The organism is Microbacterium sp. LMI1x-1-1.1 (assembly GCF_040676205.1).
Lineage (GTDB): Bacteria > Actinomycetota > Actinomycetes > Actinomycetales > Microbacteriaceae > Microbacterium > Microbacterium aquilitoris.
In genome coordinates, this window is the sequence record NZ_JBEGHM010000001.1 from 1,070,221 (window position 1) to 1,087,450 (window position 17,230).

General features: G+C 69.0%; 17 protein-coding genes. 8 read left to right on the forward strand and 9 right to left on the reverse strand.

Annotated elements, in window-relative coordinates; all coding sequences use genetic code 11:
- Window positions 1–2: 2 nt before the first annotated feature.
- From MRBLMI1x_RS05195 to MRBLMI1x_RS05205, 3 genes are all read left to right on the forward strand, one after another.
- On the forward strand, window positions 3–254 hold the full coding sequence (locus MRBLMI1x_RS05195) for a hypothetical protein (RefSeq protein ID WP_363456815.1): 252 nt from the start codon (window positions 3–5) through the stop codon (window positions 252–254).
- A gap of 71 nt (window positions 255–325) precedes the next feature.
- A complete protein-coding gene (locus MRBLMI1x_RS05200; RefSeq protein ID WP_363456818.1) occupies window positions 326–1,135 on the forward strand; it encodes a hypothetical protein in 810 nt (269 codons plus the stop codon).
- 528 nt (window positions 1,136–1,663) lie between these two features.
- Window positions 1,664–2,323 (forward strand): hypothetical protein, encoded by a 660-nt coding sequence (locus tag MRBLMI1x_RS05205; protein ID WP_363456821.1) that lies wholly within the window; start codon window positions 1,664–1,666, stop codon window positions 2,321–2,323.
- A gap of 338 nt (window positions 2,324–2,661) precedes the next feature.
- On the opposite strand, the gene MRBLMI1x_RS05210 is transcribed toward MRBLMI1x_RS05205, so the two are convergent.
- Together MRBLMI1x_RS05210 and MRBLMI1x_RS05215 are read right to left on the reverse strand one after the other, a co-directional pair.
- Window positions 2,662–3,204 carry an adenine phosphoribosyltransferase gene (locus MRBLMI1x_RS05210; protein WP_363456824.1) on the reverse strand — a complete coding sequence of 181 codons (543 nt, stop codon included), beginning with the start codon at window positions 3,202–3,204 and terminating at the stop codon, window positions 2,662–2,664.
- A gap of 116 nt (window positions 3,205–3,320) precedes the next feature.
- Window positions 3,321–3,950 carry a ThuA domain-containing protein gene (locus MRBLMI1x_RS05215; protein ID WP_363456827.1) on the reverse strand — a complete coding sequence of 210 codons (630 nt, stop codon included), beginning with the start codon at window positions 3,948–3,950 and terminating at the stop codon, window positions 3,321–3,323.
- 100 nt (window positions 3,951–4,050) lie between these two features.
- Between MRBLMI1x_RS05215 and MRBLMI1x_RS05220 the strand changes: the two genes are divergently transcribed.
- Entirely contained in the window at window positions 4,051–4,473 is a 423-nt protein-coding gene (locus MRBLMI1x_RS05220; protein WP_020097976.1) for a MarR family winged helix-turn-helix transcriptional regulator, read from the forward strand.
- 13 nt (window positions 4,474–4,486) lie between these two features.
- Entirely contained in the window at window positions 4,487–4,909 is a 423-nt protein-coding gene (locus tag MRBLMI1x_RS05225) for an organic hydroperoxide resistance protein (RefSeq protein WP_020097977.1), read from the forward strand.
- 12 nt (window positions 4,910–4,921) lie between these two features.
- Here MRBLMI1x_RS05225 and MRBLMI1x_RS05230 read toward each other — a convergent pair whose 3' ends face one another.
- Together MRBLMI1x_RS05230 and MRBLMI1x_RS05235 are read right to left on the reverse strand one after the other, a co-directional pair.
- Window positions 4,922–6,352: a hypothetical protein gene (locus tag MRBLMI1x_RS05230; RefSeq protein ID WP_363456832.1), complete on the reverse strand. Its 1,431-nt coding sequence runs from the start codon at window positions 6,350–6,352 to the stop codon at window positions 4,922–4,924.
- Window positions 6,353–6,397: 45 nt separating this feature from the next.
- Window positions 6,398–8,449: a prolyl oligopeptidase family serine peptidase gene (locus MRBLMI1x_RS05235; RefSeq protein ID WP_363456835.1), complete on the reverse strand. Its 2,052-nt coding sequence runs from the start codon at window positions 8,447–8,449 to the stop codon at window positions 6,398–6,400.
- Window positions 8,450–8,588: 139 nt separating this feature from the next.
- Between MRBLMI1x_RS05235 and MRBLMI1x_RS05240 the strand changes: the two genes are divergently transcribed.
- A complete protein-coding gene (locus MRBLMI1x_RS05240; RefSeq protein WP_116228126.1) occupies window positions 8,589–9,038 on the forward strand; it encodes an Hsp20/alpha crystallin family protein in 450 nt (149 codons plus the stop codon).
- Between the two features lie 71 nt (window positions 9,039–9,109).
- Here the strand turns inward: MRBLMI1x_RS05240 and MRBLMI1x_RS05245 are convergent, their stop codons facing one another.
- Window positions 9,110–9,538, reverse strand: a complete 429-nt coding sequence (locus tag MRBLMI1x_RS05245) for a MarR family winged helix-turn-helix transcriptional regulator (protein WP_018185507.1) — start codon at window positions 9,536–9,538, stop codon at window positions 9,110–9,112.
- A gap of 192 nt (window positions 9,539–9,730) precedes the next feature.
- On the opposite strand from MRBLMI1x_RS05245, the gene MRBLMI1x_RS05250 reads away from it, so the two are divergent.
- On the forward strand, window positions 9,731–11,557 hold the full coding sequence (locus MRBLMI1x_RS05250; RefSeq protein ID WP_363456839.1) for an acid phosphatase: 1,827 nt from the start codon (window positions 9,731–9,733) through the stop codon (window positions 11,555–11,557).
- 200 nt (window positions 11,558–11,757) lie between these two features.
- Here MRBLMI1x_RS05250 and MRBLMI1x_RS05255 read toward each other — a convergent pair whose 3' ends face one another.
- On the reverse strand, window positions 11,758–13,011 hold the full coding sequence (locus MRBLMI1x_RS05255) for an acyl-CoA dehydrogenase family protein (RefSeq protein WP_363456842.1): 1,254 nt from the start codon (window positions 13,009–13,011) through the stop codon (window positions 11,758–11,760).
- 235 nt (window positions 13,012–13,246) lie between these two features.
- On the opposite strand from MRBLMI1x_RS05255, the gene sfnG reads away from it, so the two are divergent.
- Window positions 13,247–14,395 (forward strand): dimethylsulfone monooxygenase SfnG, encoded by a 1,149-nt coding sequence (sfnG, locus tag MRBLMI1x_RS05260; RefSeq protein WP_363456845.1) that lies wholly within the window; start codon window positions 13,247–13,249, stop codon window positions 14,393–14,395.
- Here the strand turns inward: sfnG and MRBLMI1x_RS05265 are convergent, their stop codons facing one another.
- From MRBLMI1x_RS05265 to MRBLMI1x_RS05275, 3 genes are read right to left on the reverse strand one after another with little or no spacing between them, the layout of a single operon-like run.
- Complete coding sequence (locus MRBLMI1x_RS05265) at window positions 14,396–15,430, reverse strand: zinc-binding dehydrogenase (protein WP_363456848.1); 1,035 nt, start codon at window positions 15,428–15,430, stop codon at window positions 14,396–14,398.
- A 24-nt stretch (window positions 15,431–15,454) separates the two neighbouring features.
- The gene (locus MRBLMI1x_RS05270) at window positions 15,455–15,982 is read right to left on the reverse strand and encodes a cyclophilin-like fold protein (protein WP_018185502.1); all 528 of its coding nucleotides are present in this window, start codon (window positions 15,980–15,982) and stop codon (window positions 15,455–15,457) included.
- The gene (locus MRBLMI1x_RS05275; protein ID WP_363456852.1) at window positions 15,979–17,220 is read right to left on the reverse strand and encodes a multidrug effflux MFS transporter; all 1,242 of its coding nucleotides are present in this window, start codon (window positions 17,218–17,220) and stop codon (window positions 15,979–15,981) included. The genes MRBLMI1x_RS05270 and MRBLMI1x_RS05275 overlap by 4 nt, the downstream gene beginning before the upstream one ends.
- Between the last annotated feature and the right edge of the window lie 10 nt (window positions 17,221–17,230).

The following is a 17,230-nucleotide window of genomic DNA, read 5'->3' on the forward strand; positions in this document are numbered from 1 at the left end:
CTATGGCCAACTTTGATGATGAGACTCTCCGCGCCGTCGGAGAATTGATCGCGTTGGGTGAGCAGGAGGGCTTCGGAATCACATTCGAGCCCACCGTCGATGGATGGGACGTGGGCTTCATGCGTGGCATGGGTGGTGGTGGCCTATATAGCCATGACGACTTGAAGCGCGCCGCTCAAGGTGCGATTCGTCCCTTGCTCGACCTGTCGGCGCGCCACGTTGCAAACCGTCGCGATCGACAGCTCGGCAAGTGATGATCGGACGAGCTTGACATGCGCTTGGACTGGGCAGTGCGTATGTCAGTGCCCTGCGGCAGGATGAGGTCGTGACAGAGGCTCAAGCGAGTGCCGGGGCAGGCACGCCGCTCAGGCGCTTCGTCGATCGCCACTTGGCCCTACTTGGCGCGCTGTTCCTGGTAGTGATCGCAATCCTGAGGGTCTACTTCGTGGCAGGGTTCGATATGCCAACGGCGCTCTCGGTGCTCGCTATTGTCGACAGGACGCAACTCCTAACCTCCTCGGTGTTAACGGGCATGGTCCTCGTGGTGCCTCTCATTTTCATCCAGCCCGCATTCCGGAAGTGGGTTCTGGCCGGCAATCGGGATGGCGCGCCGTTCTCGGCACAGATGCGGACAGCGTTGCTCTGGATTCCCCTGTCGGGAATCGTCTTGTCTACATTCACTGTGCCGCTGCTGATCGGGTGGCTCGTCGGATGGATCGTCTACCTCGTGATTCACCGCTGGGCGAGCAAGAGGGCCGTGAAGGCGGGCCTGGCGCCTCCAGCAAAGAACGCGCCCTTATTCGACCAGAACACAAACAACTGGATCGCGGCATCAGCGCTGGGGTTCTTGGCTTTTTCGGTGTTGCTTCAACCTTGGCTCGCCCGCGAGGCCGTGAGCCTGCGCGGTGGGGAACAAGTTGTTGGAAGTGTGGTGGGTACGCAGGGCGAGATGACGTTGTTGCTCGCAGCGGGTAGGCGCGGCGCCCAATGGGTGGCCACCGAAGGTATTGAGTCTCGGGAGCTGTGTCGTGACCGGCCCGAATGGTACGCGGCGACTCTTCTCGCGCTGCTTCCGAGGGACGGCATCGCCTGCAGGCCGATCCTCGAAGCTGATGCAGAGAGACGAGGGTCGTAGCGTCGAACTCCGCCGTCGATGCGGAGTCGTCGCCCTACGCTGTGTCCGAGGGCAACGAGAGGACGACGCCATGGCACCCGATTACAAAGCGATCTTCAGCGAGCGCAGTGAGCACTCCGGCGCCCGCGGCCCCCAGTACCTCGCCCCGGATGGCTCGCCGTGACGGCTCGGCGTGGGTGAGCGGGCAGGACTGATGCGCCGGGCCGGGATCGCTGACCAGGCGACCGGCAACGGGACCGACCCCGACGAGTTCGGCATCCTCATCCGCCGTTAGAGCCTTCATGCGACTGACCTCGGTCTGACGTCCGAGGCATGGTCCATCATGGGATCGTGAATTGGACTCCCATGGGCCGCGCCCGGTCAGACTCCCCGGTGCTGGTAGACGGTGTCCCAGCGTGGATGCGAAGCGGGTTGAAAGCTTGGCTGAAACCGCGAGTCCATTACGTAAGTGAAGGTCGCAACCTTCGCTGGATCGCGCGTGTGCGCGCGTTCGACCAACTCACTCGGCGAGAGTCTCCGCTATCGGAAGTGTTCGAAGACTACGGATTCGACGCGCTCGAGAGGGAGCTCCAAGATGACGCAGAGGGGGAGAACCTTTACATCCACTTCCTGGACTATTTGGTCTACCTCGTTTCAGGCGAATACGGCGGGGGAGCTCGCCTGGAAGATCTCGAAGAGATATTGCGTCGCAGCGGTTCCAAATGGACCGTCGGCACCAGAGCGGGCAATGCAGGTCTCGAGGACCGGGTATCCGACGGAGTGCGCGAAGCGGCCGAAAGTGCCATGGCATTGCCGGGTCATGCTGGTGAGCTCCTCGCGAAGGCCTGGCACGCGGCGTTTGGTGTCTCACCGAACCCGGTGTCGGCGTACACCAACGCTGTTCTGGCGGTAGAGGCAGCTACCGTCCCCGTCGTCATTCCGTCCGACCGAACGGCGACACTCGGCAAGGTGTTCACAGTCATGCGTGATCAGAGCGGGTGGGGTCTCGACATCAAGAAGCAGCATGCTGACTTCCCTGCCGATGCTGTCATTCTCGGCATGGTGCAGATGCTCTGGGCTGGGCAGGGCCGTCACGCTGGCCAGCCTGACTGGGCGCCCAATACTCAAGCTGAGGCCGAGGCTGCGGTTCTGCTTGCCGTCCCACTAGTGCAGTGGTTCGCTTCGGGCGCGATCAAACGTCGCGTCTGAGGCTGCGCGCGACGGGCCGGTTCCAGCTCTGAAACAGCTCGCACGCGCCGCTCCGACCCGCTCGGTGCGGCTCCGATTGACCCGCACACGCCGAACCTCAAACCACAAGATCTCGGGGCGAAGTGGGGCAGGGCGCGCGCGGGCCAGTGTGCTCCCGAGCACCTCCGAGTTGCCACCGTTCTCTCTACGGATCAGAAGGTTAGGGGTTCGAGTCCATTCGGGCGCACACTGTGTTGAGACAGTCTGAGAAAAGCTCCGCTTCGGCGGGGCTTTTCTTGTTGGTGCGTGGTCGGGCGAGCGCCCAGCGGGTGACTTGCGGTCCGTGCCGAGGCGCGTCGTCAGAGATCGCGGACATGGAGCAGTGAGCGGAGATTGAGATCTCGCCGCACTGCGGAGCTCTCGAGGCCGTCGACCACGACAGCAGCACCACACCATTTCGCGCCGCTCATCTGCACCAACGTGCGCGACGCCGTCGCTTGGGCGCCCGTCGCGGCCCAGTCGTCGACGAACAACACGGTATCGCCCGACCGCAGCAGATTTCGGCGGACTCCGAGCTCGAGGTGTTCATCGCGGTAATCAGGAGCCGTGGTCACCTGCCACCACGCATCGCTGTCCGCCGCGCAACCCGGGTTCTTCCGCACTTCCGCGAACCCCACCCCGAGGTGCTGTGCACACAGGACACCGAGCAGACTCCCTCTCGACTGCGTCCCCATAACCACAGTGGGCTCCTCGTCGGGGAAAAGCCGGGAGAGCGCGGCGCCCATCCCACCGAGGATGTCGGCGTCTCGCCACCAACCCGTCACATCCGCACGGAAGTCCGGATCGGTGCGGTCGCCCAGCCAGCGAAACGTCGTGCGCAGTCGATGGCGGAGCTCGGACATCGCCTCATCGTTCCATACCGCGCGCGCCCTCTCGCCCGACGGTCGTGACATCTGTGTCGACGAGCATCCGTTGACACGATCCAGCCACCTGAGTCCGGGATGTACGTACTCCAGGCTCAGGCGAGCAGCCAGCGGGTGAGTCGCCGGATGAGCTCCGGGGCGAGCGGGGACCCGTAGGCCTCCGCGTCGTGACCGAGTGCGCTGTAGGCGGCGCGGCATCCGTCGTTCTCGTGCGTCCAGGCGAGCGCGTGCGCGACCCCGTCGGCGTCGTCGTGCACGAGAAGGACGTCGGCGTCGGGAGAGACCCGCAGCGCCGTGTACGCCTCATCCACCGTGTCGAGGTCGGCGAGGTCTGCCACGGATGCCGAGACGGGCCGCACGTGCAGCGGTCCGCGCTCGGGGTGAAAGGTCACGTCGCGCACCCAGCGTCCGCCGAGCCGTGCCTCCCACGCCGCGTGCTCCGGCAGCAGCGTCGCCGCGACGTGCAGGACGAGAAGCGGACCGCGGTACCCCGCGAGGATCTCGGCCAGGCGCGAGTCGAGCGGATGCGGCGCGGTGCCGCCGCCCGCATTGATCACGAGTAGGTCCGCAGCGTCGATCCGCGCGGCGAGGTCTTCAAGCGTGTCGACGACGGTGGCGTCGCCCTCCTCCCGGAGCACCTCCGCGACGATCGCACTCGTTTCGACGAACGGATGCCACGGGTCGGCGTAATCCGCACCGCCCGAGAAGACGAGTACACGACGCATCCGCTTACTCTACGAACGATCGCGAGGATCGTTCACCCTCAGTTAAGTTGTGCACAACTCAATTGCGTGCAACCATAAAGACATGAGAGCGATCGAGCAGATGGTGTGCTTCGGGGTGTACTCGGCCAGCCACGCCTTCGGACAGGCGTATCGGCGCGTGCTCGCGCCGTGGAAGCTGACGTACCCGCAGTACCTCGTCATCGTCGCTCTCGGCGATCAGGAGCCCCGGTCGGTCAAGGAGTTGGGCGCTGAGCTCTTCCTCGATTCCGGGACCCTCTCGCCGCTCATCCGCCGCCTCGAGGCGCGCGGCATCGTCTCCCGTTCGCGCAGCCCTCACGACGACCGTGTCGTCGAGGTCTCGCTGACGGACGACGGCCGTGCGCTCCGCTCGGAGCTGTCCGTCGTCGGCGCGGAGATCGCGCGCTGCACCGGACTCGACGAGGAGAAGGCGCGGATGCTGCTCGACGTGGTCCACGACCTGAACCGCGTCATGCGTACCACCGACGAGGCAATCGCCTCCTGACCCGAAGGACATCATGGAAGCTCTCTACACCGCAGAAGCACTCGCGACCGGAGGCGGCCGCAACGGACACGTCCGCACCGTCGACGGCCTCGTCGACACCGACGTGCGCGTTCCCAAGGAGATGGGTGGCGCCGGTGGCGCTCCGAACCCCGAGGTCTTCTTCGCCGCGGGCTACGCCGCGTGCTTCCACAGCGCCCTCCAGTCCGTCGCTCGCGCCCAGAAGGTGACCCTCGAGGACACCAGCGTCGGCTCGCGCGTCAGCATCGGATCCAACGGCGAGGGCGGCTTCGGTCTCGCCGTGCAGCTCGAGGTCGTCATCCCGAACCTCCCGCACGACCAGGCGCAGGCGCTCGCCGACGCCGCACACCAAGTGTGCCCCTACTCGAACGCCACGCGCGGCAACATCGAGGTCACCGTCACGGTCGTCGAGGACTGACCTCCGCCGGACTCAGACGACAGGGCTCACGCGCAGCCAGCGGAAACCGCAGGCGGGCAGCGTGAGCCCTTCGTCGATTGCGAGCTCGACGCCCTCCACCAGATCGAGTGCCGTGCGCGCGAAGCCCGACAGCGTCACCGCCGGAACGTGCGCGGGCTCTGAAGCGACGTTCGCGAGCACCAGCACGATCGACCCGTCACCGGGCCGCTGATACGCGACGACCGACGGGGCCGGTACGTCGAAACCGATCAGGCGCGTGCCGTCGAACTCCGACGTCGTGTGGCGGACGGCGATGAGCTTCGTGAGGTCGCGGTGGATGCGGCCGGCCGAGGTGGCGGCATCCGTCTTCTGCGCGTAGCGGTCACGCGGCTTCTGACCGCGGTGCGTCCAGCGCGGGTCGTCGCGGCGCTCGGGATCGTCGCGGAACGTCGGGTCGTTCAGCTGACCGACCTCGTCGCCCAGCCACAGCACGGGAAGACCCGGCACGCTCAGCGCGAACGCGTGCGCGAGGGCCACGCGGGCTTCGCCGAGCGGGTCGCCCGCCTCGACCCCGGCGAGCGACGCGGTCGTTCCGGCCACGCCGTCCGCGGTCGCCAGGCCGCGCCCGAACGAGGAGCCGCCCGTGTAGCGAGCGGTGAGCTCGGCGGCATCCGCTCGCCACACCACCGCGTCCGCATCCCGCACCGCGGCGACGTCGAGACTGCCGTCGCGTGCCTCGAGCGCGCGCTGCACGGGTGTCGCGTCGCCCGTGGCGAGCGCGTGCCAGAGGGGAGCGGAACCGGGGGATGCCGGGAGCACATCGACTCCCGGTGCACCGATCGCCAGCACGGGGGCGAGGACGCCCACCGTGTCGCGAGCCGGAAGGAGGAAGACCTCGACCCCGCGCCCGGCGAGGAAGAGGAGATCGTCCACGAGTCCAGCGAGATCGTCGCGCGCGGGGACGTCGACCGCGAGCGAGATGCCGGACAGGCGAAGGTGGGCGGCCAGGTCGGAGAGGCGGTCGATCGATCCGAGACCGGGGTCGCCGCGACGGAGGTCGATCGTGCCGTCCTCCCGGCGGGCGAACGGTGACTGGACGTGCAGCACGCTCACGCCGAGGTCGCGGAGCGCGGGGATCTCGTCTCGGAGCCCGGCGAGGTTGCCGGCGTACCTGTCGGCGTAGCAGGCGGCGCCGAGGGCGAACCGCGAACTCATGCGCACGGGGTTCGCGGCGCGCTGCTCGCCGTGCACCTTGAGGTCGAGGGAGCGACCGTTCGCGGCGACGACCGCCGCCGTCACGAGGTCGACGAGATCGGCAGACGATCCGCGTCGGGCCAGCGCCGCGCGCAGCCCGGGGACGTGCTGGCGGATCCGCTCGGCCGCGGCGTCGTCGATGCGGACGCGCTCCGCGACAGCGGACAGCGTCGCCGCGAGGTCATCCTCGACGGCCCCGATGTTGCTCATGCGGTGGACCTCCCGCCCCCAGCGTAGAGGGCGGGCCCCCGCCGCTCAGTCGGCGCGCGCCACCGTGCGGTCGAGGAACGCGTGGATCGTCGCGTGCAGTGCGGCGGTCGAGGCCGCGTCGATCGCTCCGGAGTGACCGCCCTCGATAGGCTCGAGGTAGTGCACCTCGGCATCCGTCTCGTCTGCCAACCGTGCCGCCATCTTGCGCGCCTGCACGGGGCCGACCCGGTCGTCGCTCGCGGCCGCATAGATGAGGGATGCCGGGTACCGCCGCCCGGGCTCGATGAGGTGATACGGCGAGAAGGTCTTCACGAACTCCCACTCGGCCGGGTCGTCGGGGTCGCCGTACTCCGCGATCCAACTGGCACCGGCCGACAGTCGCGTGTACCGCCTCATGTCGAGGAGGGGCACGCCGCAGACGATCGCCCCGAAGTCGTCGGGGTACTGGGTCAGCATGTTGCCGACGAGCAGGCCGCCGTTGCTGCGGCCGTGGCAGGCGATGCGGTCGGGGGTCGAGACGCCGCGTGCGACGAGGTCGCGCGAGACGGCGGCGAAGTCCTCGTATGCGCGGTGGCGGTTCTCGCGCAGGGCGGCCAGGTGCCACTCGGGTCCGAACTCCCCGCCGCCGCGGATGTTCGCGACGACGTACACGCGTCCCTCCTCGAGCCAGGCGGGGCCGACGATCGTCGGATACTCCGGGGTGAGCGCGTGCTCGAACCCGCCGTAGCCGTTCATGAGGACGGGGAGAGTGCCGGAGCGCTCCCGCGGACCGACCTCGAAGTAGGGCACGCGCGTGCCGTCGGCCGACGTCGCCCAGTGCTGCTCCGCGACGAGTCCGGACGCGTCGAAGGTGGGGCGGCTGCGGTCGACGACGCGGGGCTCGGCGCCGGGGGCGATCACCAGGAGCGTCGGGGGAGTGAGGAAGCCGCGAGCGACCACCCACAGCTCGTCGTCCTCGTCGTCGTCGGCGGTGGCGACGCTCGCGCTGAAGAGGTCGGCGTCGCCGAGGCCCAGGTCGATGTCGACTCCGGTCAGCGTCTCGGGATCGAGCGACACGAGCCGGCTCTGCACGCGGTCGAGGATCGTCAGGACCAGGCGCGTGCGGGTCCATGTCCACGTTTCGAGCACCGCCGTGTCGCTCGGGGCGAAGGCGACGCGCAGGTTCGACCCGTCGCCCTCCGTGACGGTCTCGAGTGGACCGATGAGGAGGGTGCCCGACGGATGCGTCGTCTCGCCGATGCGCCACGGGGTCGTGGTCCGCACGGTGACGAGGTCGCCGTGAACATCGACGTTCGCGTCCTGCGGCACGGCGATCAGACGCGGCTCGCCGCCGTCCCAGACCAACGATTCGGAGTGGAAGAAGTCGTGCGCGATGACCACGATCGGCGTCGCCGTACCGCCGGTGCGGTCGACGTGCGCGAACACCCCGACGTCCGAGGCGACACCCGTCACGATGGGCGGCGCGTCCGCGAGCGACTCGCCCCGTCGCCAGGCGCGGGCGCTGATCGGATACCCCGAGTCGGTCACGCCGCCGCCGTGCAGTGCGGTGGCGACGAGCAGGGTGTCGCGGTCGACCCACGCGATCATCGTCTTCTCGGCGTCGAGGGCGAACGGGGTGTCGTCGACGAAACGACGTGCGTCGAGGTCGAACTCGCGCACGACGGTGGCGTCGCCGCCGTCGGGGCTCAGCCGCACGAGCGCCCGCCCGCTGCCGGCAGGTCCGTGAGCCGCGCCCGCGAACGCCCACGCCACGCCTTCCTCGCGGCCGAGCGCGTCGACGTCGAGCAGCACCTCCCAGGTCGGTTCGCCCGCTGCGAAGGCGGCGCGGGATGTCCGTCGCCACAGGCCGCGGGGGTTTGCGGCATCCCGCCACAGGTCGTACATGAGATCGCCGTGGCGGCTCGGGATGACGAGTCGATCGGGGTCCTGAAGGATGCCGGTCAGGCGGCGCTCGAGCGCGGTGCGTGTGTTGCCCGAGAAGGCCGCCTCGGTCTCGGTGGTCCGTTCGGCTGCCCAGGCGCGGGCCTCGGGCCCGTCGATCTCCTCCAACCAGAGGAACGGGTCGGCGGGCTCGGGGGCGGTCTCGTGGGCGCTCATGTCGCCAGCCTAAGGCCGTCTCCGACGTGGGCGTTCGCCGTGCGAGAACCGTTGGCACTCGGTGGGTCAGAGTGCTAATCTGAACGTACTTGAGCCGCAGGGGCTCAACTTTGAGACCACATCACCGAAGGAGAGAATCATGGCAACCTACGACCCGTTCCGTGACATCGACCGCCTGGCGTCGACCCTCTTCGACACGCGCCGCGGCCCGCGACGGATGCCGATGGACCTGTTCCGCGACGGCGACCACTACGTCCTGAACGCCGACCTGCCGGGCATCGACCCGGGCTCGGTCGACATCGACGTGGACGGCCAGCTGCTCACCATCCGTGCCGAGCGCACCGTGGGGGCGGCCGACGGGGTGAAGTGGATCACGCGCGAGCGTGAGACCGCGAGCTTCCTGCGCCAGCTGAACCTCGGCCAGGGCATCGACACCGACGCCATCACGGCGACCTACAGCAACGGTGTGCTCACCGTCACCATCCCGGTGAGCGAGAAGGCCAAGCCGCGCAAGGTCGAGGTGGTCGCCGACGGTTCGGCCCCGACCATCTCCGCCCGCGAGAGCGAGCCGCAGCCGATCGACCAGTGATCACCACGGCATCTGTGCACTGACGCGAATCGCCCCGCATCCCGTCTCGGATGCGGGGCGATTCGCATGTGTCACACGCCGCGAAGGCGCGCGGTCAGCTTCTCGAGCTGTGCGAGTTCGTCGTCGGTGAGGACCGACATGCGTTCGGCGATCGTCCGACCGTGGACCGTCGCCAGCCGACGGAACATCGTCGCGCCCTTGTCGGTCGCGCGGAGGATCGCGCCGCGGCCGTCCTGCGGGTCGGGCTGCTTGGAGACGAGCCCGCGTGCCACCATCCGGTCGACCAGCCGCGAGACGCTGGGCTGGCTGATGAGCATGTTGGCGGTCACGTCGCGCAGGCGTGCGGTGTGCTCATCGCAGCGCGTCACCGTCAGCAGGACGTCGTACTCGGCACCGGACAGCTGATCGTCGTCGAAGTCCCGGGAGATCTCGGCCATGACCTCGTGCTGCGCGCGGAAGAGGCTCTCCCACGCGGCGATGGCGAGGCGTCGATCGGTCATGGCGTCAACTGTATCGCCGCGGGCAGACGCGCCGAGCGCCGATGGTCGCCTCGGCTTCACCACGCCGTCACGTGCCGTTCTCACGCTCAGGAGAGCATTCTCATGAACTGTGTTGTCGCTATGTCCTGACAAACCCGCGTGTCATCGATAGTCTGCGACGACTCCCGCAACCGATGGAAGTGAGGCGCGCCCGTGAGCGTGAAGAAACAGACAAGACGAGCAGGCAGCCGGACTCGCGGCGCGATCGGGGGCCTCGGCATCCTCGTCGCGTGCACTCTGGCAGCCGTCCCCGCCTTCGCGGCGGACGGATTCACCGAGGCGCAGAAGACGGCGACCTACTCGTCGGACGCGACCGCCTCGACGGGTGATTCGAGCGCTCCCAGCGCCGACAACTGGTCGGTCCGGATGATGGATGTCTTCCAGAACCTCCGCACCGACCGCGGCCCAGGCGGCAATGCGGCCGTCATGGACTACAACGACGAGCTGACGAGCGAGATCAACCGGACGGCCTCGAAGGCGCAGGTCCAGCGGGCCATCGTCGACCAGTACCAGGACATGTCCGTCAGCATGGGCGACGCGTTCGGGAAGAAGCTCGGGGCGATCTACGCCGAGGCCATCGCCGACGGCGAACTGCCCAAGGTGACCTGGCTGCTCAACAAGGAGGGCGGCAAGCTCGGCTCGACCTCGTCGACGAACCCGCCCAAGAACTACTTCGACTACGACCGGCCGTACATCCGTCTCGACAAGACGAAGGACCTCGTCTACCGCGACAAGGAAGGCGGCGACGCGTGGGGTTCCACGAGCGGCTCCTTCCCGTCGGGCCACACGTCGCAGGCGTACTGGCAGGGCACGGCGCTCGCCGAGATGCTGCCCCAGCTCGCGCCGCAGATCCTCGCCCGCACGGCCGAGGCCGGCAACAACCGCGTCGTGATGGCTGCGCACTACCCACTCGACGTCATCAGCGGCCGCATGATGGGCCAGAAGATCATCGCGCTCCGCCTCGCCGACCCGGCCATGCGCGCGCTCGTCGACGAAGCCGCCGACGAACTGCGCGGCGTTCTGGAGCGCGGCTGCGGCGACACCCTCGAGAACTGCATCAAGAAGGACGTCCCGTACCTGCCGACCGACAAGGCGCTCGCGTACTACGAGGAGCACCTCGGGTACGGCTTCCCCGACATCGGCCCCAAGGGTGAGAAGGTCGTGGTGCCCGCGGGAGCCGAGGAGCTGCTCGTCTCGTCCCACCCCGACCTGACGCCGGCGCAGCGTCGACAGGTGCTCGCGCTGACCGCCGAGGACTCCGGTAACCCCCTCGACGTGGGTGAGCAGGAGAGCTGGCAGCGGATGAACCTCGCGGCGGCTATGGCCGCGAAGGTCACCGTGAAGGCGGACGGCTCGGTCGTGATCGGCGACGGAAGCGTCGAGCCCACCCCGCAGCCCCAGCCGAGCCCGGGCCCGCAGCCCGAGCCCACCCCGACCCCGGAGCCGACGCCGGCTCCCACGGCTGAGCCCACTCCCGCGCCCGCACCGACCGGTTCGCCCGAGCCGACCCCCGCTCCCCAGCCGACGCTCCCGTCGACCGGCGGTGCCCCTGGTGCTCCGGTCGCGAACGGTGACGACCTGCCGGCTGCGGCAGAGGGCGGCATCCAAGCGTCCGTCCGCGGCGACCGCGTCGTCGTCTCGGGGCTGACGGCCGGCGAGCGGTACTCCGGGTTCCTGTACTCGACGCCGACGGCGCTCGGACAGGTGACGGCGGATGCCGCCGGTGCCGCGAGCTTCGCGCTGCCGAACGACGTCGAGCCCGGCGCCCATCGGGTCGCCGTCGTCGACGAGTCCGGCGATCTCGTCGGATGGGCCGCGGTGACCGTCTCGAGCGGTGCGGTCGCGGCGGCTGACGGCGACGAGCTGGCGTCGACCGGTGGTCAGGCCGGGCCGCTGTGGGTCGCGGGTAGTGCCGGTGCGGCGCTTCTCGCGCTCGGGACGGTGCTCGTGATGCGCCGCCGCCGGAGCGAGACCGCCTGACGGGTGACGCAGTAAGGGCCGGCTGGAGAGGCATCCAGCCGGCCCTTGTCCCTTTGCACCAAGAGTGTCCTGCAATCACATGTCGGTAGCTGCCACAGCAAAACATCTACCGTGCAATGACTGTATAACGGCGAGATAACGGTGGCAAGGAATTCCTGTTATCAATTTGTGATGAGCAAGCTCGGTGTCCGGTGTGGCCCTCACCGCGCCGCGGCGGCGGGCGTCCGCTGCTGCCCGATCGCCCACACATAGGGGGCGGGCGTGCCGTTGATCGCCCAGTCGCCGACGATGCGTTGCTTGAAGATGACGGGATTGTGCGACGACACGGCGCGGGCGTTGCGCCAGAAGCGGTCGAGGCGCTTCGTCTCGGAGACGGCCGACGCGCCGAGCGCGTTGAGCACGGTACTCGTCGCCTCGAGGGAGAGGGACGTGAGGACGATCTGTCCCTGGGCGGACTCGATCTCGGCGCGCTGATTGGCGCGTTCCTCGGCCTCGGGATCGCTCACGAAGCGCGCCACGTAGGCGTCCTGCGCGGATTCAGCTGCCCGCACCGCGATTGCCCGGGCCGCGAACCCCTGCGCGGTCGCGACCCCGACGGTCTGCTGCACGAGCGGATCCTCGGACCAGGTTCCGGCGGAGCCGTGGCTGAAGACACGCGTGCGGGCGCGGGCGTGCGCCGCGACCTCCCGCGCCGCGCCCGCGACGAGGCCGGCCTGCGTGGCGAGGTGGACGAGCTGGTAGAAGGCCGTCTGGTAGCGGAAGCGATCGGCGAAGACGGTGATGTCGTCGGGATCGACGCGGGCGTCCTCGAGGATCGTCGTGCCGCTGCCGGTCGTGCGCTGCCCGAAGCCGTCCCAGTCGTCGTGGACGGTCACGCCGGGTTGATCGGCGCGCACGATCGCGATCACGGGGACGCCGTCGTGCTCTGCGTACACGTCGAGCCAGTCGGCGAAGATGCTCCCGGTGCTGTAAAACTTGGTGCCGTTGACGACGAGGTCGTCGCCGCGACGGGTGACCTTCGTGTTGACGTCGCCGACCTTCACCTCGCCGATCTCGGTCCAGGCGTTCCCGGCGATCTCGCCCGAGACGAAGCGCGTGAACCAGGCCGACTGGTCGACGGTCGCGTGCTGGTTGAGGCGGTCCTCGACGTAGGCGAAGTGGCCCCGCAGCGCCTGCGGGATGTTGGAGTCGGCGGCAGCGAGCTCGGTGAGCAGCTCGATCAGCTGGGGGAGGGATGCCCCGGACCCGCCGTACGCACGCGGGACACGGACGGCGCCGAACCCGGCATCGGTGAGCAGCCGGATCTCCTCGCGCGGCAGCCGACGGTCGTTCTCGCGGTCCACCGCGCCGTCGGCGATCTGCGCGAACAACGGCCGGAACCGCGCCGCGAGCGTCTCGTAGTCGGTGCCGAGCGAGAGCTCGTCGTGGAATGCGGGGTCGTGATGCCGGGTCATGTCGTCGCCTCTCAGCAGTGGGTCGTGGTCGTCGCACCCTTGCTACTCGCCGAATCCGCGCGAGGCGCGTTTGTGTCGTGAATCGCGGCATCCCGTCGTCACGGGCCGACACACACCGTCACGCCCCGACACACGCGTTCACATCGATTGACACTGCCCGGCGCCCGGGCGGAAGGTTCCGGGGAACCCATCCGATCGCGTCGCCCGCCCGCGTCGCCAGCCCACGGAGAACACCATGACCGAGCAGACATCCTCGTTCGACCAGGCCTCGACCCACGAGCCGCTGAAGTTCGCGTACTGGGTGCCCAACGTCAGCGGCGGCCTCGTGGTGTCGAACATCGAGCAGCGGACGTCGTGGGACTACGACTACAACGTGAAGCTCGCTCAGACGGCCGAGCGCGTCGGGTTCGAGTACGCCCTGAGTCAGGTGCGCTACCTGTCGAGCTACGGCGCTGCTCAGCAGCACGAGTCGACGTCGATCAGCCTCGCCCTGCTCCTCGCGACCGAGAAGTTGAAGGTCATCGCCGCCGTCCACCCGGGCCTGTGGGAGCCGGCCGTGCTGGCCAAGTTCATCCTCACGGCCGACCAGTTCTCGAAGGGCCGCGCGGCCGTCAACGTCGTCTCGGGCTGGTTCAAGGACGAGTACACGAAGCTCGGCCTCCCGTGGCTCGAGCACGACGAGCGCTACCGCCGCTCCGCCGAGTTCATCGAGGTGCTGCGAAAGCTCTGGACCGAGGAGAACGTGCAGTTCCACGGCGACTTCTATCGCGTGAACGACTTCACGCTGCGCCCCGGCCCCTACCCGGTGCCCGGCCGCCCGCATCCGGACATCTTCCAGGGCGGCAACTCGACGGCCGCGCGCTTCAATGGCGGCGCTCATGCCGACTGGTACTTCTCGAACGGCAAGGACTTCGACGGGTTCACCGAGCAGTACGACGACGTCACCCGGGTCGCCGCTGAGCACGGGCGCACCGTGCGGTTCGGTCTGAACGGGTTCGCGATCGTCCGCGACACTGAGGCGGAAGCACGTGAGCAACTGCGCGAGATCATCGCGCAGGCCGATCCGGCGTCCGTCGAAGGCTTCCGCAAGTCGGTGCAGCAGGCCGGGGCATCCACCGCGGACCGCAAGGGGATGTGGGCCGACTCCTCGTTCGAGGACCTCGTGCAGTACAACGACGGCTTCCGCACCCAGCTGTTCGGTCCGCCCGAGCAGGTCGCCGAGCGCATCATCGCCTACAAGAAGCGCGGGGTGGACCTGTTCCTGCTCGGCTTCCTGCACTTCCAGGAGGAGCTCGAGGCGTTCGGTGAGAAGGTCATCCCGATCGTCCGCGAGCTGGAGGCCGACCTCGCCCGCACCGGCGACCCGATCGGCGTCGCCCGCTGATCAGGGGCGGATGAGGACCTTCAGCGCCTCCCTCGAATCCATCAGGCGGTAGCCCTCGGCGATGTCGTCGAGGGGGAGCTCGCGGTCGAAGACCTTGCCCGGCTCGATGGTGCCGTCGAGCACCTGGGGGATGGCGCCCTCGAGGTAGGCGCGGACGGTGGCCGGCCCGCCGGTGAGGGTCGCGTTCTTGCCGAACAGCGAGGTGAACCCGACCGCGGCATCCTCGTACTGGGGGACGCCGACGCGCGAGATGACGCCGCCGGGGCGGACGATGCCGTAAGCCTGCTCGTATGCCGGCATGTGGCCGACCGCCTCGAGGACGACATGGGCGCCCTCGCCGCCGGTGATCTCGAGCACCTTCGCGACGCCGTCCTCGCCGCGCTCGGCGACGACGTGTGTCGCCCCGAACTCGCGGCCGAGGTCGGTGCGGGCGGTGTGCCGGCCCATCAGGATGATGGTCTCGGCGCCGAGCTGCCGCGCAGCCAGCACGGCGGAGAGGCCCACCGCTCCGTCGCCGATCACCGCGACGGTCTTGCCCGCCTCGACGCCGCCGCGGATAGCCGCGTGGTAGCCGGTGAGGTAGACGTCGGACAGCGTCAGCAGCGACGGCATGAGCGCCTCGTCGGTGCCGGCCGGGATGGCGACGGCGGTGCCGTCTGCGTACGGCACCCGCAGCTTCTCGGCTTGGGTGGCGGATGCGGCGCCGTCGAAGAAGCCCCCATGGATGCAGGAGGTCGTGATCCCGTCGCGGCAGAACGTGCAGGTGCCGTCGGACCAGGCGAAAGGGACGATGACGGTGTCGCCGACCCGGAGGGTCGTCACCTCCTCGCCGATCCGCTCCACCACGCCGACGGCCTCGTGCCCCATGCGGCGTCCCTCGGGGGTGTCCTCGAGGTCGTGATACGGGTGCAGGTCGGAGCCGCAGACGCACGCGTAGGTGACGCGGATGATCGCGTCCGTGGGCGCTTCGAGGGTGGGCTCGGGCACGTCGATGACGCGGACGTCGCCCGCGGAGTACATGAGGGTTGCGCGCATGACTTCTGTTCCTTGTCTCAGTGGTCAGTCGATGATCTCGACGGTGACGGGTCCGCCCACGAGGAGCGCCAGTTGTTCTTCGGTGGCGTCGTAGGTGCCGATGTGGAGCGTGTCGTCGGAGTACTCGATCCCGGAGGCGTCGTAGTAGAACCCGAGGTTCCCCCAGGGTGAGTAGTAGATGAGGTCGCCGTCCTCCGGGTCGGAGCCCGGTGATCCCTGCCAGGCGAGTTCGCGGGGCAGGGAGGCGATCTTCTCCCGGCTGTTCAGGTCCTCGAACGACAGCTCGGCCGGGAGGAGGGATAGGAGATCGCGCACCGCCGGGCTGTCCTCGCCGATCGTGACGTCGATCGTGGTGCGGTCGGACGAGAACCGGATGCGCGTCCCCACGACCTCCGCCGGAACGGATGCCGAGGCCGAGGGCGCGTCCGGGCGGGTCGCCGCGGGCTGCGGAGTGGGTTCGGCGGCGCAGCCGCCCAGCAGGGCCACGCCGAGCAGCCCGAAGCCGACAGCTGCCCTGCGGCGCGGCATCCGTCCGCGGGGGTCGCCGATCACGAGGCACTCCCGACCTGCGGGGAGCGGACCGCCGATGCGGTGCGTCCGCGGGCGAGGAACAGGAAGGAGGCGCCCGCGAGGAGGACGGAGACCGTTGTGACGATGCCGAGCGGCAGGATGCTGAGGGCACCGGCGACCCCGACCAGCGGAGCCGCGATCCCCCCGAACCCGAACCTCACCATCCCGAGGAGGGATGAGGCCGTGCCCGCCATCCGCGGATAGTCGGCGAGGGCGAGGGTCGTCGCCGGGGGAGACGAGATCGCGACCCCGCCCGCCAGGAGGAACAGCGACACGATGACGACCCACAGGGGAAGGGCGGTGAGGCCGGCGACGAGGAGTCCGATCGCGCCGACACCTGACGTCAGGACGCCGGCGGTCAGGGTGCCGGGAATGCTCCACCGCTCGGCGGAGCGCCCGGCGAGGTGTCCCAGGGTCATGAAGCCCGCCGAGTTCAGCCCGAAAGCGAGCGCGTAGCCGAGCGGGGACAGCCCGTAGACGTCCTGCAGGACGAAGGTCGATCCGGCGAGGTAGGCGAACAGGGCGGCGTAGAGGAACCCCTGGTTCAGGACGGCCCCGACGAATGCCCGGTCCCGCAGGAGCGTCCGGAAGTCGGCGACGGTGTGCGCGAAGCCGCGGGCGGTCCGCTCCTCGGGTGCCAGCGTCTCGGGGAACATCCGCAGCGTGACGACCAGGATGGCCGCCCCGATCGCGGCGAGGAAGACGAACAGGCCGCGCCAGTCCGTGACCGCGTCGAGGAGTCCGCCGAGGAGGGGCCCGATGATCGCGGCGAGGCCGCCGACGACCGTCAGGCGCCCGTAGAACCGGATCAACGCGCCGCCCGTGTACACATCGCGGCCCGCGGCCTGCGAGATGACGATGCCGACCCCGCCGGCCAGCCCCTGCACGAACCGGGCCGCGATCAGCAGTTCGACCGTTGGGCTCAGCGCGCACACCGCCGACATCAGGACGTACGCGGCGATGCCGACGAGCAGGATGCCGCGGCGTCCGAACCGGTCCGAGAGGGGGCCTGCGATCAGCTGGCCGGCGGCGAGCCCGATCAGGCAGGCGGTGACGGTGAGCTGAGCCACGGAGGTGACGGCGTCGAGCTCCGCCGTCAGCGCGGGGAGGGCCGGGAGGTAGAGGTCCATCGAGATCGGGCCGAACACGGTCAGCAGCAGGAGCAGGGTCGGCAGCGCCCTCCGGGAGCCGGTGCGTTGCGTGAGAGCGGATGCGGTCATGTCCTTCAGC